Source organism: Shewanella sp. NKUCC01_JLK, from assembly GCF_019345615.1.
In the GTDB taxonomy this organism is placed as follows: Bacteria; Pseudomonadota; Gammaproteobacteria; order Enterobacterales; family Shewanellaceae; genus Shewanella; species Shewanella oncorhynchi.
In genome coordinates this window covers 77,269-103,825 of the sequence record NZ_JAHKRD010000023.1, presented here as the reverse complement: position 1 = coordinate 103,825, position 26,557 = coordinate 77,269, and the positions used below count along the sequence as shown (strand labels likewise).

The window sequence follows — 26,557 nt, the reverse complement described above, 5'->3', positions numbered from 1 at the left end:
TGCAACCAGATGCATTGCAGGCCTGCACTTGGTATTTGTAGCTGCCATTTTGACGCCCAGTAACCGTGTAACTCGGGGTGGTCGCTGATGTGATCGTTGTCCACGCCCCATCACTCACGCTTTCTTGCAACGTGTAACTTGTGGCCGTCGACGCCGCGGCCCAGCTTATCGCAATACTGCCGTTCGTCACCGTCGCACTGGGGACATTGATGCTCGCGGGCACCGGAGGTGGCAATAACACACTGACTGTCGTTGAAGTTTTTTCACTTCCCCATCCTGCCTCATTTAGCGCTTTTACTTTGTAATAATAAGTGCCATCTGATAATCCATTTCTAGTATATTGGGTTGAAGTCAGATCATTAGAAAGAAGTACCCAATCTTCATTATTCTTTTTTTCATATATTGCATATCGAATTGCACCAGACACTGCACTCCAAGAAATATTATATGTGCCATCTATATCATTAGATGGCACATATATTGATGAGGGAGCTGGCGGGTAACCAATGGGCCAAGTTTCGACCCATTCACTAGAGCCATAACTATTATGAGCTTTAATTCTTAGTGTAACCAAACTACTCGTGTTCAGTAGATAGCTAGTTTTAGTAGAGTCTATAGTAGCAACTGTTACCCAATTCGGAGTTTGAAACTGTGATATATAATAACCCGTTAAGCCATCGGGGCTATTAGGTCTAGTCCAAGTTATATTTATTCCACTAGTTTGTTGTATGGCTTTGACATTTGTTGGTACGCTTGGGGCAACTCCAGGAGGAGGGATTAAAACTGATAAGTTCTGTACATTAGAATATGAGTCTTGTTGCACATTGACAGGATAGGTTATACACAATCTATTTCTTAGTCGGACGTTGTATTGGCCATTTTCAGAAAAACTAACATTCTGATTATTCCGTATTACCCCCCCTTGCGTCCAGGTAGTGACATTTGAGAGTTTATACTCATATGCTACGTAACCACAGGATCCTACATTAGAGTCTGCGAATGAAATGTTAACACTTCCAGTCGAAGTACTATTTGTTGATAGAGATAAGCTGATTGCCAACACGTAAGTTGGAAACCAACAAATTAAAATAAGCCAGAAATATTTTATAAACTTCATCAATAACATCTCTCATCCATGCATCAGATTGTGAATATGTCAACACAGTCAGTGACAACGTTGTTATTATTTCACAATGTAATGAGCATGAAAATATAAAACCCCGCCTTGTTTCAAATTTAATTATAAAAAGTTAACCACAACCTTGACTGAATACATTTCCATAACCTTCTCCATTTTCATGAACCTATACCCACCACAAGAAAATGATAATGCATGCCCATAAATTGACATGTTATCTAAATCTGCGAGACTTTTCTGGTATTGGGTTGCTCAGCGAGTCAACGGGAAAAATTACAAGACATACTTAATTCAGATAACTTTAAGTAAAGCAATTTCACATCAACCCGAATTAAACTCAGAGTGAAAATGGGACGTTTTTGATTTAAAAATGGCAGCGTACCTATGTGATCGCTGCTATTTCAGTATGATACTTTAATACCTGATATGAATCTTTATTACTTAGTATGAGACTTTATTACTCTCCCACAGCGGTTGTGGGAGAGGAATAAAGTTTCATACTAAACAGCCAAGTAACCCTGATGGTACCGTTTGAGATTAAACGTTATCAAAAATAAAGATTCATACTACTTGCTTCTACCCATTTAGAATCGAGCAACAACGGAGTATTAAAGTATCATACTCGTTGTACCTCACTTCTGGACAGAAATACGCTAGAGTCTTTGCTCTTGTTCACCAAGTTGAGATTAATAAAAGTAGGTCAAAACACCACAAGAAAAATGCAAGGCAGCCTCTTACTCTACTGTGATTTTGCAACATTAACATTCTTCTTCCATGCTTTTTACTTCTGTTTTAATACAAGGCTGCTCTTCTGCTAAAGCAACTTGCATCCAATAATTTATTGATAGTTCACCAATGTTTTCGATTTCAGATGGTTCATAATTAACTTTAACAAACTGTCTTTTCATAAGCTTACCAATTTCGATAGATTCGAATAAACCCTTAGTTGTCAGTAAGCTGAAGTTAACATCCGAAAAATTAATGCTATATACAATAATATTGCCAATATGACAGATATAATTTCGTCCACAACCATCGACAAACGAAATGTCAAATTTATCTGCTAAATCTTGTTTATACTTTGCTTGTCGAAGTAATTGTTTTAACTCCGAGTTTCCTGAGAACAAAACAGGATTTAAAATATTTTTGCTTAACTCTGAAATATCAATGATATTATCTTCTACATTGGCATAGAGTTTTGAATCAGAAGTTTTGTACCGCAGTAGCTTCCTTAATATATTGAGCTTAAGGTTTTTCCCTGTTGATTCTTTTAGCCAATCTTCCTCGTTAATAGCTCTATTGGTATCAATGCTTTTAGCAATTTTCTCTTTTAAATACCCCTGTATGTTTAATTTGCATAAATTATCCTCCACGGGTGTACCATTAAAACTAATAGATTTAAATAGGTTCATAGGGAATTCCAAGTTATGGCCTTCTCCTGTAAAAGCCTCGGAACAAATTAACCCAAACTTTGTTAGAATATCTTCATCAATTTCAGCATCTTTAACTATGTCATTCTGTTGTTTGTCTATTTGCTCAATAATCTGCTGAACTGAAACTTTAAAGTTATCAAGGTTGCTATCAAACTCTTCTCTAGAGATAAGGAATGGCTCTTTGATTTCGTCAGACAATTTAAGCCATTCTTGTAAGTCACGAACAAGGGATTTTTGATCTTGATGGCGAAACGCATCCGAAAAAATGATATCGAACCATTTATGTTCAAGTTGCCATTGGTTATTTGAAAATGAAACGGCAATTTCAACATAAGCACTATTCATACTAAGAGGATCGTTGCGTCCCCAGCCTGAATAGATACGTCCTGATACTCTTCGCTTTTCATTAACTCGCCCAAAGGACTCAAGAACTTTTGAAAGCCATGAGCCGTAGCTACTGCCACCATAATTAGGGTAATCTCTATGCCTAATATATGCTCCAAGGATGTCGCTAGCATTAGATACAGACTTCGTTCTACCACCAATTGAGCCTGTTGAATGGATTGAATCACTAGAAATTAGCGCTCTAATATATTGTCTTATTCTATCGTCATCGTTTAAGTTAGGCTTAAGCAGAATGTAGCAAGCTGTAATAATTCTCAGGTCAAACGCAGCATTCATTAGTGCAATATTAAAAGCAGGTTTAAGCTTAAATTCATTACCATTCAAAGCAGTAATCCATGAAGGCTCATCGAAGCTTTTAAGCAACATGTCATGGGTCACCAATTCTGAATGCCATGCATATTCTTCAAATCCATTACCATAATCTTCTGCAGAAAGCTTGTCGAACCAGTTATTTAACATGTCTACTCCCCAACCAGCAGCTTCAACATTGTTATACCTCAATGCTGATACTGCGGTATGAGCTGTAAATTCTAAGTGTGCAAGGTACAATGGTACTGAATCAGTAAAATTTTCAAGCCGCTTACTTCTTGGTTCAATGTAATCCAGCCAAGACTCCCATGAACCGACAAAATCATAAAGTACGTCTTCATATTTGTTAGCTACACGCATATCTGGTGAAGAAGAGTTATATGAACGCCATTCCATCAATAATGACCAAGTAAAGTAACTACCTTGGATCAATGAAAAACCCTCATGCTTAACTAACTTTTCTCGACCTGAAAATATTCGCTTATGCAAATAAATGATTTCGTCAAAGTATTCAATGTTGTCAGAGATTAATTCAACAGCAGCTTTAGCAATTTGATAATATTCTGTCAAAATCTCATCAAGATAGCTTCTACTGAAAAAGCTGGCCGTTGGCAACAATAACCAGTTGTCGTCTTCTCCATTATCATTTAGGAAGCTTAAAGCTGAAGCTATCTCAATGTGCCATTTCACGATATTTTCTAAAGCATATTTGAATTCTACAGTGTTCTTTTCTCGAATCGAGTCTTTAGCTGAGCCAACCAAGCCTAGCATCATGGATGTCAAGCTCTTATCATGTCCACCTTCGTTTTTCTTAGTTGTAAAACTATTTTTAATCAGTGTTTTAGATAACCAACCTAGTTCAAAATCAGTATATCTAACAACTACGAGACCTTTTTCATTTTCTCTAGTCCAAATAGGTTGTAGTACTAATTCTGGCTTAGCATTAGAATCTAAACGGAGCCTGCTAAAACCTTTTTTCGAAACTAGCCACTTGCCGAAACTCCGGCAATTGAACCAACTTACTACTTTTAACTTCTTAACTTGGTAACGAATTACCGCATTGATGATTGCGAAGTAGACATTAGTAACGTGAATTGGAGAAGCAGACGGAACTATAATTTCGTTGTACTTATCATTAGAGAACTTATAAGTGTTAACTTTTAGCACGTTTTCATCTGGGCTAGCCAGAATATTATTCTGCACAGAGTTTCGTAATAATAGCTCATGAATTCTTTTCCTAATATCGGTCTCACACAGTTGATGAATAGTGAATCGAACAACTAACCCGTCACGTTTCGTTTCATCTAGCATTAAAAATGTGGTAGTAAAAAACCAACTAGTTAATAGAATATTAAGGATCAACCATAGAGCTGTAGTTATACAAATAGCTAAATAAGTTGACTGTTCCATACTTGCACTGAGGAAATAACCTGCAACTATAAAAATAGACAAAAATAAACCACTCAGACCAGCAAACATAAAGCCAGAGTACATCTGATAAATAGGGAACAGTGTTTTCTTGCCTGACTTATTCTGAAAAATCACACCAATCAAACCAATAACAAGGGGATACACAACGCCGACAATGGTTAGCTGTCCTGCAAGAAAACCTCCTTGCCAGTCAATTAATTTTTTCCAGTGAGGGAAATACTCAATAGCAAATGGAGTTAATTCTTCTTTCCAGAGCAATAAATTTGTAACAAGTAAAATAGCTAAGGCGCAGGTGAGAAAAATGTAATAACTATGTCTTTGAGACCAGCGTAATATGTTGTGTTCTAAAAAATTCCACTTGCTAGATAAAAACGCCTTGTTTTGGTAAAGAGTTTCATCAATGTTTTTATTTACATAATACTGAAGTGACTTCAATATTTTCTCAATCTTAACAAACATTTAAGTATCTCAAATAGCTGAAAGGACCATTTCTAAGTACAACCACTTTACTAGAAAACGAATATTAATCAATGGCATACGTACTTTAAAAGATAAATGAGCCACCCATTTAAAATCAACAACATAATGCACTTTCAGTTTGCCTACAACCTGCTCTGGCTAATTCGGCTTGAATGAGAGTCATCAAAAGCCGTATGGGCAGCTTCTGAGGCAAAAAATAGCACTAATTCATTTAAAAATGGTGTATTTCAGACGAGTTATATTGTCCCTTACTGCTTGGGAGATGTTCTGGAAGGGGGGCTTTTGAAGTGATATAAGTAGCAGTCACTTGCAGTTAATACGCCACCCTTAACTAAGTCTGCATTGGTCCAATATGATAATAAGATCGATTTATTTAGGGTATACCCCAAGCAAACTAACCACATCTCATTGCTAATTGGTTCGCTATATATTGATTTTAAACCCTACTCGCACTAGCATCGTAAACCACATCCTAAAAACACCAAATGAGGCAAAATGTTTATTCGGGCCTACCTGCGCGCATCAACAGATGAACAAGATGCCAATCGAGCTAGAAATGAGTTGGTTCAGTTTTCAGAAAGTAAAAATGTTCGCATAGCCAGTTTTTATACTGAGACGCAATCAGGGGCGAAAATTGAACGGCCTGAACTTGGTCGCTTGATCATGGACTCACATCCTGGTGATGTTTTACTCATTGAAAAAGTCGATAGATTATCTCGCCTCCCCTTCGAGCAATGGAAGGTGCTAAAAAGTAAGTTGGTAAAAGCCAATATTCATATTGTTGTCGTTGACCAGCCAATGACACATGGGATCTTAAGTGGCACAGAAGAACATACCATGATCGCAAAGGTACTGACTGAGTTCATGATTGATTTAGCCGCGGCAATGGCCAGAGATGATTACGAGACAAGAAGAAAGCGACAAGCGCAAGGCATCGAAAAAGCCAAAACCTTAGGTAAATACCTAGGGCGTCAACCAGACCATGGATTAAGGCAAAATATTCGTTTACTACTCGATGAAGGGAAAAGCTGGTCACAAGTGCAGAGTCTGCTTAAATGCAGTCGTTCCACCATTGCCAAAGCGGCTAAGTTGAATGAGCTAAAAACCGATGAATCAGTTCTCTAGCGATTTGATTCATTTTAAGGCAAAAAAACCATTGGAAGGTACGGGGCGAATGGGTCTGTTTTATGGCCGGCGTGAATCAGTCTGGTGTAGAGTGATTCACGGACACAATTTATGTTTTGCAAAAAAACAAAGTATCCATTGATATGTTACAAGTTATATTCTGTATTATCTGAAGTTCAATAAATCTGTACCCAATGCCGACCCGCTGTACTTGTAGGAGGTGCAATTTCATGGTCTCTGATAGTGCAATATCGACCATATTAGTGGATTGGGCAGAAATGCGTGAAGGGCGTGAGCTTATTGCGCTACTGGCCTCTATGGCTATCAAAGGTCACTCTATCAAGCTCTACGAACATTTCCGTTAGTGCTACAAGGCACTCAAACTGCCCATAATCAGTTTCTAAATGAACTCCATTATCTTTAAACAATCCCATATCTTCAATCGCCTGTTCTTGGCCGATTTTGCAAGATAAACTACAAAAACGGGAGAAAATACAACTAAAATGATACCAACGTTGTACCCATAATTTATCGCGCTCTTATCTACTAGGTTATTAATCCCTTCTGAGCGATGATTTATAAAACTAATTTGGTAAGAATAACAGATTGCCAATGTTTGCTTCAGATGAGAAGAGAGCATTACTGAAACTATCACTCACTATTAAAAGCAATGTCTAAGCCACTACTACCGCATAAAGCCTCGACTTTATATCTGGTTCCCATATAAGTGTTTGAATTAGAAGACCCTCCAAGACCATTTAACTTAGTTTTCTCAATTACTTTTTTACTACCTAAATTAATCATTATATTTAGATCTACTACATTTGCATTTACACCATTGCATTTTTATGAATGGATTTAGAACGTTCTTACTCCATCATCTGTGTGCGTTATTCCAGATACAACTATATAATTAATGGATTGAGAGTTTTTAAAATGTTTATAATTGGTTTTAAAAAGGTGTATCCACATTTTGACGGATGTATGACTGTAAATGAAAAGTAGCTAAAATAGATAAGTTTCTATTGATTCAAATGATTAACACTGTATATATGTAAATCAAGATAAACAACGTGAAGCATGAAAACTAAGACGTTAGCAGCACAAATCTCAGAGGACATATGAAAGAATATTGGCGATTGTATCTAATAATAGTTATCATTATTTTGATTAATGTGGCATTTGCCTATATTGCTCACTACATATTTAACGGAAAGTTTTTTGGTGATACTTAATATCTAATGTAAATGCTTTATTCACATCGAGATTTTCGCTATTCGTGAAAACTCGCCATCCAATACGCACTATATTATTGGTTAGTGCTACAATGGTATTTTACCTTTCGTTGGTTTAAAGCGCTCGCAATAAATAATTTCCTCAGTCCATCACCCCATTTATTATCTGCACTGTAGATAGGTCAACCTCGAATTTCAAAGCTACAAATTATCGTTATTGGCCCTTGGCGAACCTTTTCACCTAGATTAGCACTAAGCCATACACGTTAATTCTGGACTTTGGCTAACCGCGCAACCGATGGCACACCGAATTGCTTGCAACGGTGACTTTTATAATACTCAGCTTCTGCTTAACATTGTTCCAGCTTCGACCAATCAGCAGAATTTTACCCAAAAAAAGGATATGACTAAATGCCCAAAGAAGAATAAATAAGTGTCGCGTCTTTAATGAACAACCACAAACACTATTTTGTCGGAGCAAGGCATACCAAAAAACTAAAGTGGCAGCAAGGCATCTGAAATGTTCATCATTCACCATGCTGTAAAAGCTCATGTTATATTACAGTTCCAAAACAGTTCAATCATTTATAAGAGGTATAAGTCCTAGCTCAAGAACGAAATCAAATATAGGCTATTATCACAGTCAGTATACACACTATGGGTTAATAGAAATTTTCAATTATGCTTGTAGGAATTGATATGCGGAAATGAATTGGCAAGGCATGCATTTTAAGGAAGTAGCTTCCACACATCCTAGTTATGACCTTACTACTGCAACAATGTAGCAGTATTCATATTAGTGATTTAGCATTACTGCACCAAACTAAAAATCGTCTGAATACGTTTCACTAATATTTAATTCAAAGTTATTATTTAGTTGAAAAGACATCTTTCAAGTACACGCATTAAGCCAATGCGGTAACATATATTTAAATTAATGACTTAGATCACATTGTGGTTAGTTAAAAAATGCTACAATAAACATTTGCACTCTCAATCATAAACTTCCCACAAAGTGTGAAATTTTAAAATGATATTCAAATCAGACTGTATTAATCTTTTTAAAATAATGGCGACATCCATTATTTTTTTAATCTGTGTGATTTATGATTGTCAATATGAATATTCCAACGAAGATTCTCATAACTTTCATAACTTTCATAACTTTTTAGGGAAAATTGCACCGCTAGTATTTTTATTTTGTTTTTTAATAAGCATTTTTCATTATTATATAGACCTGAACGTTGATAGAATTTCTATATTTAGAAACCTTAAACTTGACATTAAAATATTAGGCTTAACTTTGTGCCTTGGGTGTTCAAATTTTTATCTATTTATTAAGAGCGAGAGGATCGAACTAGCTATTCATGAACGGTATATAGCTTGCATTTTAAGTCTCGCATCAGCAGGCGGAATAAGTTGTTTATCATTATCTGGTTTGGGAATTCCGATATCTGAAATTTTTCTAGCTAGTATTTTTCTTCCATTTATATTTTTTTCCGCTTTTAGAGCTTTAAATATCGGAGGCATACTATACCATAATAAATACTCATTTACGTCTAGATTTTCTGTGAAAATAGGTTTTCAAAATTTAGTCATTAATTATTTATTTGCTGCGAGTAAGATGATTATCAATAAGTCAGTAATAATAGTTTTATATGATTTTTTTAAAAACATGTTAAGCGGAATGAATTATGTGTGGGATAGACTAACATATCTACCATTATTTGTATTGAAAAATGCTGGCTTTACTGCAACTCAATCAGAAGCTATTGCTACTGCTTGGGTTACGAAGGTATTTGTTAACAGAGAAGTTGCCCTTATAGATTTGGTTAACAATGGCATATATAACGATATTGAACTTTTCGAAAGGATTTTGGTTTTGACTTTATTTCTTAATATTGCTAGTTTCCCTGCAATTATTATAATTGGGTTAAATATTTTTTCCTTTTTCGGAAAGAATGGCTGGAAGTACATTTCTGCATTACCTTTTGCCTTTGCAATTGTAAACCTTATATCATTACTTCCGTTAATTATCATTTTTTTAATTAAATATAGTTTTTATTGAAATTATCAACAATGCAATCCATTAAGCTTAATGCTTCATCACTTAGACGCTGATGTTGTTTAACTGCTATCTGCACTAAACTTTTACTCTGTATCGTACCGTTAAAAAGGATTTTTAAATTTTTAAATTTATCTGTAGCTAACGTTTTGCTCGGAATTAATCCAATACCATCACCTTTCAATACAAACTCATTAGATACGATCTTTGAATCCACTTCTAAACGGCTATTTATTTTAAAATGACATTTTTTATTATCAAATGTCTCGCAGTATAAAAAATCATCATCTACTGCTTCTAATGGTGTTATTATAACATTGTGATGTGTTAACTCATCCAATGTTTTTGGTTCGCCATATTCATTTAAATAATCTAAACTAGCAACAAAATAACAAATGGTTTCGTTTACAGCATGATAGACGAATTTTGGATTGCACCTAAAGCTTGTTGTGATTGCGAAATCACCGTTAAATCGTTCTATATTTTCCGGAGTTGTAATGGTCGATATTTTCAAGGATAAACGTGGATTCTGATTATAATAATCAGAAATGATTTCTCTAACTAGTCTTACTGCAATACCTTGATTCATGGCAATATGAATTTTTTTATAAGAGAATGGTTCATGAGCTATTAGGGAATTATTGATATCACCAATCTTTTTTATGCCATGAAGTAATGCCTCGCCTTCTGTTGTTAATATTAAACGATTATCAATTTTTTCAAAAAATGAAACTTTATAATATTCTTCAATTTTTCTTAATCGCTTATAGATTGTTGATGGTGACAATTCTAGCATTTCAGCTGTTCTAGTTAGACAGCCTACAGTCGCTATTATCGGTATCATTGATAAATAATCTATATGCATAAATGCGTTCCTTTTTTATTTTTACTCATAATGTTGTGTAAGAAAGTTAAAAGCGCTAGCTTAGACCACTTGAGTATTAATCACTTACAATATTTAGACTTCTCATTGGCACTAGCGCAATTTTAATCAACCAAAAATAGCATAAAATAACTCTACGCAATCACTTTTTTTGAAAATAAATTTTACAATGTGATATTGATAGCGTTATAAATTTACACGAAACCCAACACTGAGCGAGTCCCCTGAATAATTATCATTATAATTAATTGGCTTTTCATTATACAGTGCTCCCTCTATGAAGAAGGATAGAGCATCACTGTATTTATAATTTATGCTACCAACAATTAATGATTGTGACTCCCCCCCCCAGTTACCTTCATAAGTTTTATATTGATATGAAGCACCGAATTTTATATCATTTAACTGATATTTTAGTGCTCCAACATAGGTTTTATTGGCTGCACTTTGAAAGCCATTTTTTACATAAAACGGGTTATCAGTTAATTCGGCTAGTATTGCTATGGTTAAGTTTTCAAGTTTAGTATCAGCACCGAACGAATATCTGCTATAATTTTCAGTTGCATAAGCTTTTTCGGGAGCCATTTCCTTATCAATGACTGTGATGCCGGCACTTAAATTTAACAATTCAGATGTGTATACAATACGCCCTGTTGTGACGTCATTGTCGACCCCGTTATTTTCATTAGGGGTAGTGATTGATGTAATAAGCCGTAGTGTACCACTCCCTAAATCTAATCGAGGGGTTCCGTAGGCAAAGACATTTTTAGCGTATGTCGCTTGCTCCCATAACATGTTATTACTACTAGCAAGTTCTCCATTATTTGACGGATGAATATCTACACGACGATATATATCGTCGTAAATTCCAGAGTATGAACGCCCCAGAACAAAGGAACCATAATCGGAACTTAGAATTATACGACCATGAGTAACTTCTATCTCATCTAAGTCACGTTGGCGGAAATTATCTGAAAATTGAGCTTGGACCTCATACTTAACTTTAAAGTTACTAGCAGTATAAAAACCATATGAGCCTAGACGGATCAATTGCGTTTTTGCTTGAAAATCTTTATCTGATTGTGAAATCAGTTCTCCTTGCCCCTCAGCATAAAATTTAGGCTCAAAAGTGCTCGCATCCGAAATTAAAGGAGTTATTAATAAAATAAATGATAGTGCTATTTTTTTCATCTTGATTCTTCCTTAAAATAATACCATCTGACTGGTTGCAGATGGTATTTATAGATCAAAGAACTTACTGATTAAATGGAGGGGTAACAATTGTTGCTCTGTATCCTGGTGCGCCAGGAGCCATACCATGAACCCAAATTTCAACAGATGGCTTATCTTTTCCATGCTCAAATTCAAGAATCTTACCAATCGTCTTACCTGCATAAAGACCTGTACTCATTGATGCTACAAGGTTTGAATCTTTATCTGGATAATATTCAGTAATAGAGGTGACTGGTGAATAAAACTCATAGCCGCGCTCTTTGCCGTATTGCCATATTTGTTTTACGGTCATATTTTGCTGGTCAATAACATATTCAACTGCACGAGTATATTTGTCTTCTGGCATAATCGGTTGTTCATTAAAACGACCATCACCATTATCTAGTACAAATAGGTTGAAATTGTGTTTTCCAGAACCTTTACCTATGTAAGCAGTGTGTTGTGTCCAAGTGAAGTCAAACTCGTCAGGATTTGGACATTTACCTTTTGCAGTACATTCAATCTTACGGCCCTTATTATCAATAGGCTGTAGCACCTTCTTAGCTAGATCACCTTTCCAACCTTCTCTAGCGCTTAAAATCCATTTAACTTCATTATCTTTTCCAATCTTAATATTGGCTGATTGATGACGTAATGAAAGAATAATTGAATTATCATTTTCATCGTATGTTACTGAATTGACATGTGCCCAGTTACGCCCAGCACCTACACCAGGTAAATCACCATATGGAGAATTTTTTAATTGTTCTAAGGAGGCTGTTTGATTCGCATGGTCAGCATCAACGTTAAGACAAACAGCCCCCATATCTAAGCCTAGTAAGGTTACGTCACGAGTGTTATCTAATATCTTGTTAAGATTCCACTCATGTACCACTTTACCTTGAGGATCAACTTCGATTATATGATCACGAACAGTGGTTACACGATCACCAACTTCATTGATGTAGTCTTTCTTCGCAACACGAATAATCATATTGCCATTAGGACGGTGATGAATATCATGTGAAAAGTCAGCATATTGACCAGGAAGGTCGCGAGAATATACGTGTTCACCCATTAAGCTCATTCTGTGATAAGCTTGACCAGCTCCCCAAACAAGATCTTTACCTACTTGTTTTAATCCCATAACGTAACCTGTTTTACGATAATGGTTAGCATCACGGAATGCTTGATAATCCATATACCAACGTAAATCACCATTTGTATCGTAAATACTTAAGGTTGGAGATCGATCCCATAAACCGGCACCAGAAGCCTGAGGGTTGTTATGACTAACAATCGAACGTTGTGCTCCATCACCAAAACCGTCAACTAGATATAGGCGATCTTTAAATTTCTTAGAAGCTTCCACTTTTACTTCGCCAAGCATGTAAGAAGTTCTAGCTTCTGCTTCCGGGGTAAACTTTACGCCCCCCGTTCTCATATTAAATGTATGACTTCTGTTTTTACCATCTTCTTTCCAGTCAATTTTCACTTTGTTTTGAAAGTCAGCATATAAACCAAATACTGGGATTCCGGAGTGGTGCAATAATTCTGAATTCGCAACATCATAGCTAATATCAATGCCCTTTTCATCTTTGCCTAAAACTGTCACTTTCACATTACTTAAGTGACGATTACTTGGGATATCAATTACTGCTGTTAATGGAGAGTAACCATATTTATTCATAAAAACGGTACCGATTACCTCTGAACCATTTGAATGTACAGCCATACCACGAGCTGATTTTAAAGAGTTTGCTTCGACAACCGTTGTCATTCCAATGCAACTTACCGCAGCAACTAATAACGCTATATTAGTTAATTTCATAATAACTCCTAAATATTTAATGTGTTAAACTAAGTTTTTACTTTTTAAAAACTTATATATCCAACCGATTGTCGCAGCACCTAAACCTATAATAAAAAATACGTAAGCGATGATGCAGTATTCAGCCATATTTAAACCAAGTAGTGACCAATCGTCTTCACCACAAATACCTGATGGCTGAAATTCAAATGGGAGCCAAACATGTAATGGCAATCCTAGAGGAAAGGTGGGTTCTGTAGAACAAGCCGCTGCACCACCTCCAACCGCAAATAGATCGCCACCTGATAACATCACATCGTCAAGAGCATGTGCAGTATGATGCAATTCAGCTAAATCAATTGACCAAGCCATTCCTTGAAGAACTCCATACCAAGCTATATACATACCAATAATCTTGAACCATATATTAGTTGGTTTAATTGCAATAATGAGACCTGCAAATAAAATACAGAACTGACTGTATCTGATATATACGCAGATTTCACATGGGTCCATAGCCAAGAATAATTGAAAATAGCCTATAGCAGATAATATAAGGAATGCCGCAGCACTGCTCATTAAAAACCAAACCCAACGTTGATTTTGCCATTCGCTTAACGTTTGGAACGGTGATGTTTTAAATTCACTCAAAGCTTTTGAAAAAAAACTCATATTCTGTCTATCCGTATTTAGCTAAAGTTATTTTGTTGAGAGTTCTTTAACAAGATCATCAAGCATAGTCATGGAGCTAATCTTTGAAGTTTTAATAAGATATTTTCCATTGACGACCAATGCCGGAATCCCTTGGATTTTCGCTATTTCAACACCAGCATTATCCCACTTATTTAAAAGTGCCTTTACTTCTGGCGTGTCGGCTTTCTGCATGAAATCATCTATACTCATATTCAAAGCTTTCGCGCCGAAGATATAAACTTCATCAGAATTCGCGAATTTTTTTTGTTCATCGTGATAAAGGCTATAAAGTGACATTTTAATTTTTTTGTATTCAGCAGGGCCAATTATTTTTGCAATAGCAATTACAGTTGCTTTTTCTTTTCCAAATGGGGGTTTAGTTGAAATATGGTAAGCGTCGAAAGTCATGCCATTTTGCAAGTTTTTTTCTAGGTTTGGAATTACTGCACTTTCATATTTATAACAAAAAGGACAGTTTGCAGAATAAATTTTTACAACTTGATTATCAGCTTTAAATGAATTTTCTTTTAAATCAATATAATGAACACCCTCAGTATAATCTCCAGCGGTTACTGTTAGTGATAAAAGTAAACCACTTAACGTAAGTATTTTTTTTAGCATGATATTTTTCCTGCTTCCTGTTTTTGATGAACATTACTTTATTGAATTATTCGACATTAGATAACAATGACAAGGAAATGTAATTCGCACCAAATGGAAATAAAAAGCGTGATATTTATCATCTATTCTTGTTTTTTGAGAAGGAAAGCCGGATGTATTAAGGATATATGGTGACATACTTCGCAAATGAGCTTTTATGAATAATTAATTTTGTGAAGATTGTCGCACTTTTAAGGGGCTTTGTTTCCTAATAATGAAACCCAATGTTTGTCGGGTTTAAATCAAAATAATATTCTGATTACAGATAAACGACTGACGATGAAACAAGGGTTTTAAGCGCCATACTGGCGATCAGGAAGCACTCTGTAGTTGGGGTCGTCTCAGAAAACGGAAAATAAAGCACGTTAAGGCGGTAGCAGCGGTTGTAATGACCTGAACTTACCCATACCAATCTTGGCGCCGCTGCGCCAGAGGTAATCGCCGGTCAGATCGATGTGCTCCCAGCCCAGCGGCGACAGGTATTGCAACAGCGCGTCATCGACACCCTTGCCGTGATTGCGCAATACGTTCGCCGCCCTTTCCAGATAGACGGTGTTCCAGAGCACGATGGCCGCCGTCACTAGATTTAGGCCACTGCTCCTATACCGCTGCTGCTCGTGCGGTACTCTTCACCCTTGTTCAATCCAGCGTGGACATGGTGGCGTTGTTCGACGCTTTGTTGCCAGTCGAGGATGAACAACGTGCGCTCGATACGGCCTAACTCGCGCAACGCCACAGCTAGGCCGTTCTGGCGTGGGTAGCGGCTTCCTGAGCATCAGCGAGGCAGTCACCGTGCCCAGCTTGATCGAAGTGGCCAGTCGTAGAATTTCATCCCAATGGGCGCAAATAGCTTTGATGTTCAGCCTGTCGCTGCTAATCATCGGTTTGAGTGCGTCATAGGTGGCATCACCTTTGGGAATGAATAGTTTAGTATCACCCAAGTCACGAATACGCGGCGCGAAACGAAATCCCAGCAAATGCATCAAGCCAAATACGTGATCGCTGAAGCCAGCAGTATCGGTGTAGTACTCCTCGATGCGCAGGTCTGACTCGTGGTACAGCAATCCGTCAAATACGTAAGTTAAATCACAAATACCCACGTTGACCACCTTGGCGCTGAAGGGCGCGTATTGGTCGGAAATATGAGTGTAGAAAGTCCGCCCTGGGCTACTGCCATACTTTGGGTTGATATGGCCTGTGCTTTCTGCTTTGCTGTCGGTTCGGAAGTTCAGGCCGTCCGATGACGAGGTGGTGCCGTCGCCCCAGTGCTCAGCGAAAGGTTGCCGAAACTGAGCATTCACCAATTCGGCCAATGCTGTCGAATAGGTTTCGTCACGGATGTGCCAGACTTGCAACCAAGATAGCTTGGCGTAGGTAGTTCTAGGACAGGATTCGGCCATTTAACTCAGTCCCAGATTGATTCCATCGGCCAGAATGGCCGTCAACAGCAAGGTTTTATCCTTGACGGTGTCGCTGGTTTTCAAGTGTGTGAAATGGCGGGTGAACCCAGTCCATTCATCGACTTCCATCAGTTACTCGGTGATTTTTAGGTGCGGCAGCAACATAGCGGTTTGGTTAATCATGGCTTGCGCGGCATCTGGCACTGCCGCGTCAAGCAGCGTGATCATCAACCCAGAAGAAGTGATGATGGCATTCGGTAAATCGTTGGTCGCCGTCATACGATTGACTGTGACGAGTTGCGCCTCTAGTAATTGCAGTCGGTCATGCAGATATTCGTCGCAGTCGGTGACCACCGCCAGCGGTAATTTACGGGTCAGCTTCAAAGTGGCGAATTTCTCGACCGACACTAGGTATTCGTCAAAGTCCTTGAACTGGCGCGAACCCTGTACCCAAACATCACCAGAACGCAGCGCGTTCTTCAGTTCCGACAGTGCACATAATTCGTAGTAACGCCGGTCGATGCCCTCGCCGGGTGTGGGGTGAAGCCCCACGACTTTGATTTTGATTAATGCATTCAAACTACGAAAAAGATGGGATACATAACTTCTAAGTCAAACCATCAACTTTTCTATAGGCAAAGCTTTTCTTGGCCTATTCCCCTTTTGAACTGCGAAACACACAATGGGGCATAAATATTTTAGAAATGGCAGCTTACCGATGTGATCGCTGCCATTGTAGTATGAGAATTCATTACTCTCCCACATTAAGGAGTAAAGATCGTTCTTTTATCGATAGGCCTAGGAGGCTGAATGAGATGCAAAAATATCACTACCACCTAATGCTTGGTAGAGCATCACTTGAGCTATGAACTGGTTATAGCGGTTTTCGAGCAAGGACGCCTCTGCTTTACGTAGGTTTTCTTGAGCGTTAATCCAATCTTGAATCCCTATTGCACCATGGCGATATTGGCTCTCGTAAATGGCTTCAACCTCTAAGGCTGCTCTGTACTGTTGTTGTAATTTATCTCCTTGGTAGGATAATTGCTCTTTAGCTGAGATAGCATTATCAACATCATCAAAGGCCGAATACAGTGTCTTGCGGTAATTCACCACAGCAGTCTGATAATCAATCTCAGCAATATCGTTGTTAATTTGCATTTGATTCCACTGTAAAAACGGCAATACCAACCCTGCGCCTAAACTACCAACCGGATTGCGTAGTAGCTCTTTTAACTCCGAGGTCGACTCCCCCACACTGCCTGTTAAGCTCAAGCTCGGAAAGTAGCTGGTATAAGTTGCATCTTTACTGGCTAGTGCTGAGCGCAATTGATATAAAGATGCTTTCACATCGGGGCGTCTCACTAATAAATCTGCAGGTACTCCCACGGCAATCTCTGGCACAGCAACATCAGGCAATGCACTAATCTCGACCCAGGTATCTCCCGGTACTTGGTTAAGTAAAATGGCAAGGGCATTTTTCGCCTCCGTCAACTGTTGAATAAGTTGACTATGGGATGCCTCCTGTCCCACAAGGCTACGTTTAGCTTCTAACACGCTCACTTGAGTCACAGCGCCAGAATCATACTGACGTTGGGTTAATGCTAGCGTTTGTCGACTGTGTTCAATACTTTTGTTGCTTATAGCAATTCGTTGATTTAAGTAACCAATTTGCCAGTATAGGGATGCTGTTGTCACGATTAAACTTTGGGCAGTGCTCTCTCTATCTTCAGCACTTGCCAACGCTGCCCACTCAGCGCTATCAATATCAGCAGAAAGTTTTCCCCATAAGTCTACCTCATAACTCACCGACAGTTTTGCCTGATAACTTTTAGTTGATGAACGACTATTTAGGGGCAGATTAACCGAAGTCCCCATACTTGAGGATAACTGCGGATAGCGTTCATCCTGTGCTAATCCCGCTTGCAATCGTGCTTTATGCAGAGTGAAGGTGGCTAGCGCTAAGTCATTGTTGCGGTTCAATACTTGAGTAACGAGCTTATTAAGCTCAGGTTGATGAAACTGCTGCCACCAAGGATCAACGTTGACTGGCCCGCTTACTTGAGTGCTTTGCCAATGTTCAGGAATAGTCAAAGCTGGTCGCTCAAAGTCGGAACGGATATCGCTACTACAGCCACTGAGGCAAGATAATCCGATTGCTATACTTAACGTTCGAAAAGAAAGTATCCTATTTAAAGTATTAAAATTCATCGTGTTATCATTCTCTTGCTAGCGCATCAACAGGATCTAATCGCGCAGCGTTACGAGCGGGTAGAAAGCCAAATAACACGCCAATTAACGTAGAACAGGCAAAAGCGGTAGCGATAGAAGCTGTGGAATAGATCATTTGGAAACTCCCCCCCGCTTGAGCGAATACTGCACCAATTAAATAAGCTAAAGCTATGCCTAAAGTCCCACCACATAAACACACTAATACAGCTTCAATAAGGAACTGGCGCAAAATATCACTTTGACGCGCCCCTACTGCCATGCGTACACCAATTTCACGAGTGCGTTCGGTAACAGACACCAGCATGATGTTCATCACTCCAATTCCTCCCACAATCAAGGATATCACTGCAATTGCCGAGATGAGCAACGTCATAGTTGCAGTGGTTTTTTCAATATTTTGCCTAACAGCATCTGTATTAATCGTGTAAAAATCTTCAACCCCGTGACGCATTTTTAGTAGCGTAATGATGCCCTGCTCGGCGGCATTACTAGGGACTGATTCATTTAATCTTACTGTTATTCCATTAAGGTAGTTTTTGCCAACAATACGCCCTGACAAGGTCGTATAGGGAAGCCACACATTAAGTGAGTCACTCTTACCAAATACACTGTCCTTTGGTTCCGTGACACCGATGATCCGCACTGGTAAATTACCAATGAAAATCACCTCACCAATGGGGGAGCTCTGAGGAAAGAGTTCCTTACGAACTTTGTCATCGATGACAACTTCTTGCGCAAGCGATAACACACTCACCTCATCCCAAAACTGACCCAGTGCAAGCTCATAACCCCTTACTCTAAAAAACTCAGGACCAACGCCATTAACCACACTGGTCACCGCTTTATTGCCGTAACGCAATGTCATACTCGAATCAACGGTCGGTGTTACACTGTCAACATAAGGCAAGTTTCTTAATGCATTGGCATCTTTCACTGTCAGGGTTTTCACTTTTCCAGAGCGACGATCACCAAAACCTGAACCAGGACGAATATCAATAGTATTTGTTCCCATCGAACTAATACTTTTGAGGATCTCTTGCTGCGATCCTTCCCCTAATGCCACCACAGACACAACCGATGCAATGCCAATAATGATACCAAGCATGGTTAAAAAGGTACGTAGTCGATGAGTCATCATGGCAAGCAGAGCCATTTTAAATGCCTCAGTATAACGGTCCCAAGAAGCGACACGAGTACCCGTATCTTTATTGGCAACTGTATTCATTTGTTTTAATGAATTAGGCTTTCGTTCATCACTGATGATAATGCCGTCTTTAATTTCAATAATTCGATCGGCATATTGAGCAACATGCATATCATGGGTCACGATAATAATGGTATGACCATCACGGTGAAGTTCTTGCAATAACTGCATCATTTCTTCACCACTATGACTATCCAATGCACCCGTTGGCTCGTCGGCAAGGATCACATCACCGCCATTCATCAAAGCCCGCGCCACACTGACTCTTTGCTGCTGGCCACCACTGAGTTGGCTCGGTTTGTGATCGAGCCTCTCAGCTAAACCTAACCGACTGAGTAAATGTTCGGCACGCGCATTTCTTACATGGCGGTCTTTCCCTGCATAGATGGCAGGGACCTCCACATTACCTTTGGCGGTAAGATCTCCAAGCAGATGATATCGCTGAAAAATAAAGCCAAAGTGTTCACGGCGCAGCTTAGCTAACTCATTAGCATCCATGATAGAAGTATCTTGGCCATCAATAAAATACGCGCCCTTTGAGGGTTTATCTAAACAACCCAGAATATTCATTAGCGTCGATTTACCCGAGCCCGAGGCACCCACAATGGCAACCATCTCGCCTTGTTCAATGGATAAATTCACATTGTTCAGTACGGTAAGCTGCTGTTCACCCGCTTTAAAGGCACGGTAGCAACCTGATATTTCAAGTAATGCAGCACTCACAATTAGAACCTCACACTAGGCGTTCTACGCAATTTACTGCCATCATCTAAGGCAGGGGAACCCAATACAACTAAGTCGCCCTCTTTCAAGCCTGAGATAATTTCAGCATTAATTTTGTTATTAATACCGATAGTGACATCTACGTATTCAACCTGATTATTCACGAGCAGTGGTACTTGATATTGAGCCGTTGCTACAGCGTCTTGAGCCGTTGTTTTTGCTCGAGCCTTAAGACGCAAAATTTGCGAGGGCACTAACAAAACATTCTCCGCTTTAGCTAGCACGATAGAAATCTGTACTGTCATGCCAATCCGCAATGTACGTTCGGGATTATCCACATCAAATAAACCATAGTAATAAATTGCTTCTGTAGTGCTGGAGTTCGAACTCGCACTGTCACTTTTGCCCATCGAAGTTGGACCGAGCTCAACGCTCCGAACCACACCATGATAAGGTCGACTCGGTTGACCTAGGATGGTGAAATATACTGATTGTCCAGAATGTACGTTTATCACATCAGCTTCAGATATCTCAGCTTTTACCGTCATAGTGCTAAGTTGGGCCATTTCGACTATGGTCGGTGTTGTTTGATTCGCATTAACGGTTTGCCCCACTTCAACCGCAGAATACACAACAGTCCCCGCCATTGGAGCGGTGATTTTGGTGTAACCTAAGTCAATTTTGGCGCTATCGACGTTAATTTCAGCCTGCTGCTTTTGCGCATCTAACTGTTCTAACTCAGCTTGATACACAGTTAACGTTGCCTGGGCAGCCTCATAATCTGCGCGAGAACTCGCCCTATCAGCGAGCATTTGTTGCTGACGTACAAACTCTAACTTTGCTTGATGAATTTGAGCCTGTTTTGCCCGATATTGCGCTTGGATAATTTTCAGGGAGGCTAATGTTTCTTTAATATTATTTTGTTGCCCTAAGCTGTCGATTTGAGCAATTAAATCTCCTTGTTTTACCTCATCTCCTGGCTCAACAAACAAACGTTCAATCTGACCAGAAACTTGCGCACCGACACTGACCTGCTTAAATGCCTGCAATGTACCGTTCGCCAGTACCGTACTTTCGATATCACCAAAGCGAACTGTTTCGGTGACATAGTCAGGTGTCAATTCAGGTTTATATATAAAGGAAAAAATACCGCCACCGAGGAGGATAAAACTGATTAGCACGATAATGAGAGTGTGCTTTGAGGTTTTGTGCATCAATATATTCGCATCCATTAAGCTAAAAACAGCAAGACTCTATCTTGCAAAGAAAGTTAAGTTTTTCGGTGATAAATAGAATAATTGAAAGTACATTGACAAAAAGTGCCGTTAACTGGCCAACTGAATGTGAATGTTACTTTTTGGGGCGACACAACAAGCCAAATACGTATTTGCTGATAGTGTCATTTCTGGTGATTTGAATTGCGTTAATTCGCCCTCAAGCAATGTGATCCTGCACTGGCCACAACTGCCATTACGACAATCCGCTTTAATGGGTTGACGCTGCAATTCTAGCCATGAAAGTAAACTGCCTTTACCATCGTAGTGGAAGGTCGCCCCCGCTAAAGTGATCATCCCAGGTTCACCATCACCCTTTGCCTGATATTGCTCAAACTCAACATCCTTTTCTGCCATACCAATAGACACTAACCATTGACGCAAATTAGACATTAAACTGTCACCCGCACAGAGATAAGCTTTATCTGGCAATGTCGTTACATAGGATTGCAACAGGGTAGAATCGAGACGGCCACTCGCCCCAGTCCAAAGCGGGCAAGGTTGCGACAGTATGGGAAAGTATCGAAGCTGACCAGATAAGGATAACTCTTGTAATTCATCATGATATACAAGCTGCTCCCTATGTCTTGCACTGTAGATCAAGGTCACTTGACGTCCAAGACTTAGGTAATAGTGCAACATGGCGCGCATCGGTGTGATGCCAATTCCTCCAGCAATCAGCAACACCTTCTTAGCAATTAAATTGGCGGTAAAATGCCCTTTAGGCTGGGAAACCTCAAACGTATTACCTAGGCTTACATTTTTAAAAAGATGGTGTGACACCTTACCTTGCGCCTTTATAGCCAACTCATAGTGTAAAAATGTTGGACGCCACGCCGCCAAACTATACGCGCGCTGATAGGTTTGCTCACCTACGGTTGTGGATAACAGCACATGTTGTCCAGCGATGGCTTTAGGTAAACGGCGACCATTTTTACGGGAAAGAGATAGCACTATGCTATCTCCCTGACGGCTAACATCGCTTACCTGTAAACACATCGGTGGCCGACTTCGACCGCGCCACCAACCATGAATAGCCATTGCCTGCATCGCCAAAAGCAATACTGTCAATGCAAACAAAATGACCTCAACCATGTGCTAGCTGCCTTCTGCGCCACCAAAGGATCACACCACTGAACGTCAGAAAGAAAATAGCTAACCCAATCACATCGATCCAAATCCACTCACCTGCCTTACCAAAAATGGCTTTACCTGTGTGTAAATCCATGACGAGTTTAGAGGCAGTGTAATATTGAGTTTCACCATGCAAACTCTCAACCGCAATCGGTAAGGTGATTTTTTGCCATGTCTGATAATCTTCAGAACGATACAATTGATTATCTTTAGCAACCGCCAAAATGGCTAAACCATCAGCACTCAGTTGGTGGATGTCTGCTTTTAAAGTTTGGCTCCATGTTTCACCTTGGCGTAGGTATATCCCTTGGTTACCCGCAGCTAAAATATTGTCCTGTACTGCTAATAATTGTCTGATATCTACACCCGCAAGTTCCATCACCGAAGGCGAAACCATCCCCTCTTTAAGCTGTTGCCGAGCAATACCGAATTTCCCCGCGGCCAGCCAAATATCAGCTTGTAATGGTAATAGGGTTTTTATTTCAGCAGGCTCAGTAACCGGGATCCCAAGTGTAATTTGCTTAAGTCCTAATAATTTATCATGGGCAATAAATACCGCTGTTAACGCCACTATCGCAATAGGGAGTAATAAAATCACTCCCAACCAAATATGCCATTTTCGCAACATTATTCTATCCTCAGTTTAAAAACGGCCTAATAAAGTCAGGCGAAACTCACGGCTTCCCTGCTCCCATTCTTGCTCTGTAAGCGCCCAATTCGTGCCATCATAAACAGACTTATTTTTATCTTTTTCGCTATTAAACAAATCAGATGCACTCAGACGTAACGAGGCTAACTCACTGAATTTATAAGTCGCATAAACATCAACGATCGCTCTACTTTCTTCTCTCGTAAGGGTAATAGTGTTGCCAGAATATTCTTCCGTTTCCGCAGGACCTTTTTGTTGCCAGTTCGCGCCAAACTCCAATGCATCAGTAGCAAAATAGGTTAAACCAAGGTTGAAGGAGTAATCAGGTAACTCTTTAACTGGTCGCTCAATCCCTTCGTAAGTCGTTACTTCGCCACGCATAATGCTAGTATTTGCATTCAGCAACAGGTTATCAGTTAAGCTATATTCAACAGATAATTCAGCACCATAGGTATAAGCATCACCCGAATTTTCAGGTTTACTGACATAACGTCCTGTAGACTCATCCAGTTGAGTATATGTTTCGATGATATCTTTGATATCACGGTAATAAAGATTGAGGTTATAGCTTGAACTTCCAAGAACAAGATCAATCCCCGTATCTAATCCCCATGCGGTTTCTGCATTTAAATCTGGATTACCACCTTTGTCAGGCTTGGATAAAGAACCGTCGGCCGACTCAACATAAGGAATTAATTCATCGAACTTGGGTAAGCGCACTGTTCTTGCGATACTGGCGTAATATTTTTTATTCTCAGCAAATGCAAATTGATAATGCAGTGATGGTGACAAGAAATTTTCATTGCTCGTAAAATCTTCGTTATCAAACTCACTAGAAAAATCTCGTAGATCGAAACGAGTACCCATGTTTAAGCTGTGTTTATCATTGATTTTCCAATCATCCATGACATACAACTGTAATCTTTGCTCATCAAGGGTATAGACATCTTTTACGCCTGTTTTTGATGCGCCATTTTCTTCGCTTTGCTTATTCTTATCTCGTGATTTATCGTTGAAATCCACGCCAGAAGACAATAGGTGAGCATCTGACAATTGCCAAAAATAATCCGCGGCTACATAAAGCTCAGTATCTTCTTTATCTTCGGTTTCTAATTTCAGTTTAGTTTCAGTGCCATCAGCTTTAAAAGTACGAACAACTTTATCTTTATCCTCATCACCTTTACGCACACCCACAGCAAATTTCACCGACTGTCCAGGGAGAACTTCACGTTGATAATCTGTATCCAGTGCTAAGGTTTGACGGATTTTATCTTCCTGTTCGTCGTCATAGGTGTTGACGCTTAAATCAGATTTTAACACCTGTTTTATCTTGTCTTTATTTTCATCTGAACGTAACCACATCGGATTTAAGTTTAATTGGCCGCCTGCAACATCAAACTGGATTGATGGGGCTAAGCTAATATCGTTTGAGGTTAAATGTTCAAATTCACGCTCACCTTTATCAACTTTGCCATTTTTAAGGGTGTGCTTAGTTTTTTCTTTTTCATTGGCACGGCGCTGCACTGACGCATTAAGTAAGTAGTTATCCTTGCCCCAAACGATGCTCGCATCACCAGTATGGTCACCACTGCCACTATTGCCGTAAGCAATATCATACTCAGCTAATACTCGATCGCCTGCTTGTTTTAATACAATATTAACTGTCCCACCAATACCTTGGCTGTCCATTGAAGCATTTGGACTACGAATAAATTCAATTCGCTCAATCATTTTTAGCGGAATTCGATCTATTTGGAACTCACGCTTTTCTCCACCATCCGGCATTCTTCGACCATTGATTAATATCTGGCTGTATTCCTTATCTAGCCCTCTAACACGCAAGTCTTTTTCAGCACCCGTAGGCCCAGTCATAATAACACCGGGTAAACGTCGCAAAACTTCAGCCAGTGACTGATTACCAAAACGGCGTAATTGCTCACTATCGAGCATAATTTTAGGCGTTCCTTTGCCTACCTCGCCATCAGCGCCTGTTACCACATTTACCGCATCAAGTACAATGGCCTCATCCTGCGCCAATACAGGAGATGTAATACCACAAACGAACACAGCAATTAGCGTTTTATTAATATTTTTCATGATGTTAGTTTTTCACTTCAATCTTGACTAGGTTAAGTTGATGCTGCTGTAAGCCTTGCAGGATTTGTAATACCCTTTCAAAAGGGGCATCCCGATCGCTTTGCAATACGAGTGGAGTATCCTTACTCACATTTTTCAGAGCCTCGAGCAATAAAGTCGAGTCTGAATAACGTTGTTCGCCTATATAAAAATTGGCGTCTCCCGCTCCAATACGAATTTCTGTCGGTGATTTTAATGGCTGAGATATACCTGCAACATCAGGTAATTCAATTTCTGTTACCGTTCTGGGTGCCTGCATAGAAAGAAGTAAAAAAACCAACAGAATAAAAAGAATGTCGATTAACGAAGTCAGGTCGATACCAAATTCAGCGGTCTTAGCTACAGGGGACTTAATCATGCTAATTCCAATGAAAGTGACCAGATATTTAGTCGTTCGCTCAAAAGCTCGAGGCTGTTATCCAGCCATAAACGAAAACCTTGTGCCGTCAGCAGCGCAGGTATAGCGATACACAAACCAACTATCGTTGTTAGCATTGCAGATTGGATACCATCGGCCACAAGAGCTGGGGTGACAGGATCCGAAGTGCCAGAAATTACCGAGAAAGCATCAGTAATCCCCATCACAGTCCCCAATAAACCTAATAATGGCGCAATAACACCCATCAAATGCAAATATCCATTATTCGCTAATAATTGGCGACGTAGGCTACCAAGCCATAAGGTTAAATGCTCATCGCGAATAGGTTTTATCACCTTTGCTTGCTCTTGTTGGACTTGCTGTAATTGCAACCAAACTTGAGCACCAGTAGGTACTATTCCGCGTTCAAATAACTGGAATCCTCTCTGATGGATGATAAACAGCACCACACGTTCAATTAGCAGCGCAAGAGTGGTAATAGAGCACAGGGCTAAAGGCCATGCTAAAGGACCGCATTGTTCGAAAAATACAGTAAAAACAGGGGGCATTA

18 protein-coding genes and 2 pseudogenes are annotated in these 26,557 nt (G+C 39.4%); 3 read left to right on the top strand and 17 right to left on the bottom strand.

Going from position 1 to position 26,557, the window contains the following annotated elements:
- Positions 1-427, bottom strand: a 427-nt coding sequence (locus KO537_RS21125; protein WP_219235704.1) for a fibronectin type III domain-containing protein, incomplete at its 3' end; no start/stop codon positions are given.
- 1,469 nt (positions 428-1,896) lie between these two features.
- Complete coding sequence (locus KO537_RS21120) at positions 1,897-5,175, bottom strand: hypothetical protein (protein WP_219235702.1); 3,279 nt, start codon at positions 5,173-5,175, stop codon at positions 1,897-1,899.
- 516 nt (positions 5,176-5,691) lie between these two features.
- Between KO537_RS21120 and KO537_RS21115 the strand changes: the two genes are divergently transcribed.
- Both KO537_RS21115 and KO537_RS21110 read left to right on the top strand, forming a co-directional pair.
- Positions 5,692-6,321 carry a recombinase family protein gene (locus KO537_RS21115; protein WP_219235700.1) on the top strand — a complete coding sequence of 210 codons (630 nt, stop codon included), beginning with the start codon at positions 5,692-5,694 and terminating at the stop codon, positions 6,319-6,321.
- A gap of 227 nt (positions 6,322-6,548) precedes the next feature.
- Positions 6,549-6,742 (top strand): annotated as a pseudogene (locus KO537_RS21110) (IS4 family transposase); the annotation flags it as partial.
- A 2,179-nt stretch (positions 6,743-8,921) separates the two neighbouring features.
- Here KO537_RS21110 and KO537_RS21105 read toward each other — a convergent pair.
- Positions 8,922-9,086 (bottom strand): hypothetical protein, encoded by a 165-nt coding sequence (locus KO537_RS21105; RefSeq protein ID WP_219235699.1) that lies wholly within the window; start codon positions 9,084-9,086, stop codon positions 8,922-8,924.
- Positions 9,087-9,126: 40 nt separating this feature from the next.
- Here KO537_RS21105 and KO537_RS21100 point away from each other — a divergent pair, with 40 nt between their 5' ends.
- The gene (locus KO537_RS21100) at positions 9,127-9,624 is read left to right on the top strand and encodes a hypothetical protein (protein WP_219235697.1); all 498 of its coding nucleotides are present in this window, start codon (positions 9,127-9,129) and stop codon (positions 9,622-9,624) included.
- Here KO537_RS21100 and KO537_RS21095 read toward each other — a convergent pair.
- The 14 genes and pseudogenes from KO537_RS21095 to KO537_RS21030 all read right to left on the bottom strand — a co-directional run bounded on the left by KO537_RS21095 (position 9,605) and on the right by KO537_RS21030 (position 26,555).
- Positions 9,605-10,486 carry a LysR family transcriptional regulator gene (locus KO537_RS21095; RefSeq protein WP_219235695.1) on the bottom strand — a complete coding sequence of 294 codons (882 nt, stop codon included), beginning with the start codon at positions 10,484-10,486 and terminating at the stop codon, positions 9,605-9,607. The two genes, KO537_RS21100 and KO537_RS21095, sit on opposite strands and share 20 nt — an antisense overlap.
- 204 nt (positions 10,487-10,690) lie before the next feature.
- The gene (locus KO537_RS21090) at positions 10,691-11,695 is read right to left on the bottom strand and encodes a hypothetical protein (RefSeq protein WP_219235693.1); all 1,005 of its coding nucleotides are present in this window, start codon (positions 11,693-11,695) and stop codon (positions 10,691-10,693) included.
- Positions 11,696-11,759: 64 nt separating this feature from the next.
- Entirely contained in the window at positions 11,760-13,547 is a 1,788-nt protein-coding gene (locus tag KO537_RS21085; protein WP_219235692.1) for an aryl-sulfate sulfotransferase, read from the bottom strand.
- A gap of 24 nt (positions 13,548-13,571) precedes the next feature.
- The gene (locus KO537_RS21080; RefSeq protein ID WP_219235689.1) at positions 13,572-14,198 is read right to left on the bottom strand and encodes a disulfide bond formation protein B; all 627 of its coding nucleotides are present in this window, start codon (positions 14,196-14,198) and stop codon (positions 13,572-13,574) included.
- A gap of 27 nt (positions 14,199-14,225) precedes the next feature.
- The gene (locus KO537_RS21075) at positions 14,226-14,840 is read right to left on the bottom strand and encodes a thioredoxin domain-containing protein (protein WP_219235688.1); all 615 of its coding nucleotides are present in this window, start codon (positions 14,838-14,840) and stop codon (positions 14,226-14,228) included.
- 404 nt (positions 14,841-15,244) lie between these two features.
- Positions 15,245-16,804, bottom strand: a pseudogene (locus KO537_RS21070) (Tn3 family transposase); the annotation flags it as partial.
- A gap of 273 nt (positions 16,805-17,077) precedes the next feature.
- On the bottom strand, positions 17,078-18,487 hold the full coding sequence (locus KO537_RS21065; protein WP_219235686.1) for a TolC family protein: 1,410 nt from the start codon (positions 18,485-18,487) through the stop codon (positions 17,078-17,080).
- A gap of 7 nt (positions 18,488-18,494) precedes the next feature.
- The gene (locus KO537_RS21060; protein ID WP_219235684.1) at positions 18,495-20,435 is read right to left on the bottom strand and encodes a MacB family efflux pump subunit; all 1,941 of its coding nucleotides are present in this window, start codon (positions 20,433-20,435) and stop codon (positions 18,495-18,497) included.
- 2 nt (positions 20,436-20,437) lie between these two features.
- Positions 20,438-21,649: an efflux RND transporter periplasmic adaptor subunit gene (locus KO537_RS21055; RefSeq protein ID WP_219235682.1), complete on the bottom strand. Its 1,212-nt coding sequence runs from the start codon at positions 21,647-21,649 to the stop codon at positions 20,438-20,440.
- A 111-nt stretch (positions 21,650-21,760) separates the two neighbouring features.
- Positions 21,761-22,804 carry a 2Fe-2S iron-sulfur cluster-binding protein gene (locus tag KO537_RS21050; RefSeq protein WP_219235679.1) on the bottom strand — a complete coding sequence of 348 codons (1,044 nt, stop codon included), beginning with the start codon at positions 22,802-22,804 and terminating at the stop codon, positions 21,761-21,763.
- Positions 22,797-23,471 (bottom strand): PepSY-associated TM helix domain-containing protein, encoded by a 675-nt coding sequence (locus tag KO537_RS21045; protein ID WP_219235677.1) that lies wholly within the window; start codon positions 23,469-23,471, stop codon positions 22,797-22,799. The genes KO537_RS21050 and KO537_RS21045 overlap by 8 nt, the downstream gene beginning before the upstream one ends.
- Before the next feature lie 15 nt (positions 23,472-23,486).
- Positions 23,487-25,589, bottom strand: coding sequence for a TonB-dependent receptor (locus KO537_RS21040; RefSeq protein WP_219235675.1), 2,103 nt, complete (start codon positions 25,587-25,589; stop codon positions 23,487-23,489).
- Between the two features lie 4 nt (positions 25,590-25,593).
- A complete protein-coding gene (locus KO537_RS21035; protein ID WP_219235673.1) occupies positions 25,594-25,986 on the bottom strand; it encodes a biopolymer transporter ExbD in 393 nt (130 codons plus the stop codon).
- Entirely contained in the window at positions 25,983-26,555 is a 573-nt protein-coding gene (locus KO537_RS21030; protein WP_219235671.1) for a MotA/TolQ/ExbB proton channel family protein, read from the bottom strand. The genes KO537_RS21035 and KO537_RS21030 overlap by 4 nt, the downstream gene beginning before the upstream one ends.
- Between the last annotated feature and the right edge of the window lie 2 nt (positions 26,556-26,557).

What these genes read in the sequence shown, in the direction of transcription:
- KO537_RS21120 (WP_219235702.1), bottom strand. Translation starts at nt 5,175, where the DNA reads ATGTTTGTTAAGATTGAGAAAATATTGAAGTCACTTCAGTATTATGTA.
- KO537_RS21045 (WP_219235677.1), bottom strand. Translation starts at nt 23,471, where the DNA reads ATGTTGCGAAAATGGCATATTTGGTTGGGAGTGATTTTATTACTCCCT.
- KO537_RS21050 (WP_219235679.1), bottom strand. Translation starts at nt 22,804, where the DNA reads ATGGTTGAGGTCATTTTGTTTGCATTGACAGTATTGCTTTTGGCGATG.
- KO537_RS21040 (WP_219235675.1), bottom strand. Translation starts at nt 25,589, where the DNA reads ATGAAAAATATTAATAAAACGCTAATTGCTGTGTTCGTTTGTGGTATT.
- KO537_RS21085 (WP_219235692.1), bottom strand. Translation starts at nt 13,547, where the DNA reads ATGAAATTAACTAATATAGCGTTATTAGTTGCTGCGGTAAGTTGCATT.
- KO537_RS21065 (WP_219235686.1), bottom strand. Translation starts at nt 18,487, where the DNA reads ATGAATTTTAATACTTTAAATAGGATACTTTCTTTTCGAACGTTAAGT.
- KO537_RS21105 (WP_219235699.1), bottom strand. Translation starts at nt 9,086, where the DNA reads ATGCCTCCGATATTTAAAGCTCTAAAAGCGGAAAAAAATATAAATGGA.
- KO537_RS21090 (WP_219235693.1), bottom strand. Translation starts at nt 11,695, where the DNA reads ATGAAAAAAATAGCACTATCATTTATTTTATTAATAACTCCTTTAATT.
- KO537_RS21055 (WP_219235682.1), bottom strand. Translation starts at nt 21,649, where the DNA reads ATGCACAAAACCTCAAAGCACACTCTCATTATCGTGCTAATCAGTTTT.
- KO537_RS21035 (WP_219235673.1), bottom strand. Translation starts at nt 25,986, where the DNA reads ATGATTAAGTCCCCTGTAGCTAAGACCGCTGAATTTGGTATCGACCTG.
- KO537_RS21030 (WP_219235671.1), bottom strand. Translation starts at nt 26,555, where the DNA reads ATGCCCCCTGTTTTTACTGTATTTTTCGAACAATGCGGTCCTTTAGCA.
- KO537_RS21095 (WP_219235695.1), bottom strand. Translation starts at nt 10,486, where the DNA reads ATGCATATAGATTATTTATCAATGATACCGATAATAGCGACTGTAGGC.
- KO537_RS21080 (WP_219235689.1), bottom strand. Translation starts at nt 14,198, where the DNA reads ATGAGTTTTTTTTCAAAAGCTTTGAGTGAATTTAAAACATCACCGTTC.
- KO537_RS21075 (WP_219235688.1), bottom strand. Translation starts at nt 14,840, where the DNA reads ATGCTAAAAAAAATACTTACGTTAAGTGGTTTACTTTTATCACTAACA.
- KO537_RS21115 (WP_219235700.1), top strand. Translation starts at nt 5,692, where the DNA reads ATGTTTATTCGGGCCTACCTGCGCGCATCAACAGATGAACAAGATGCC.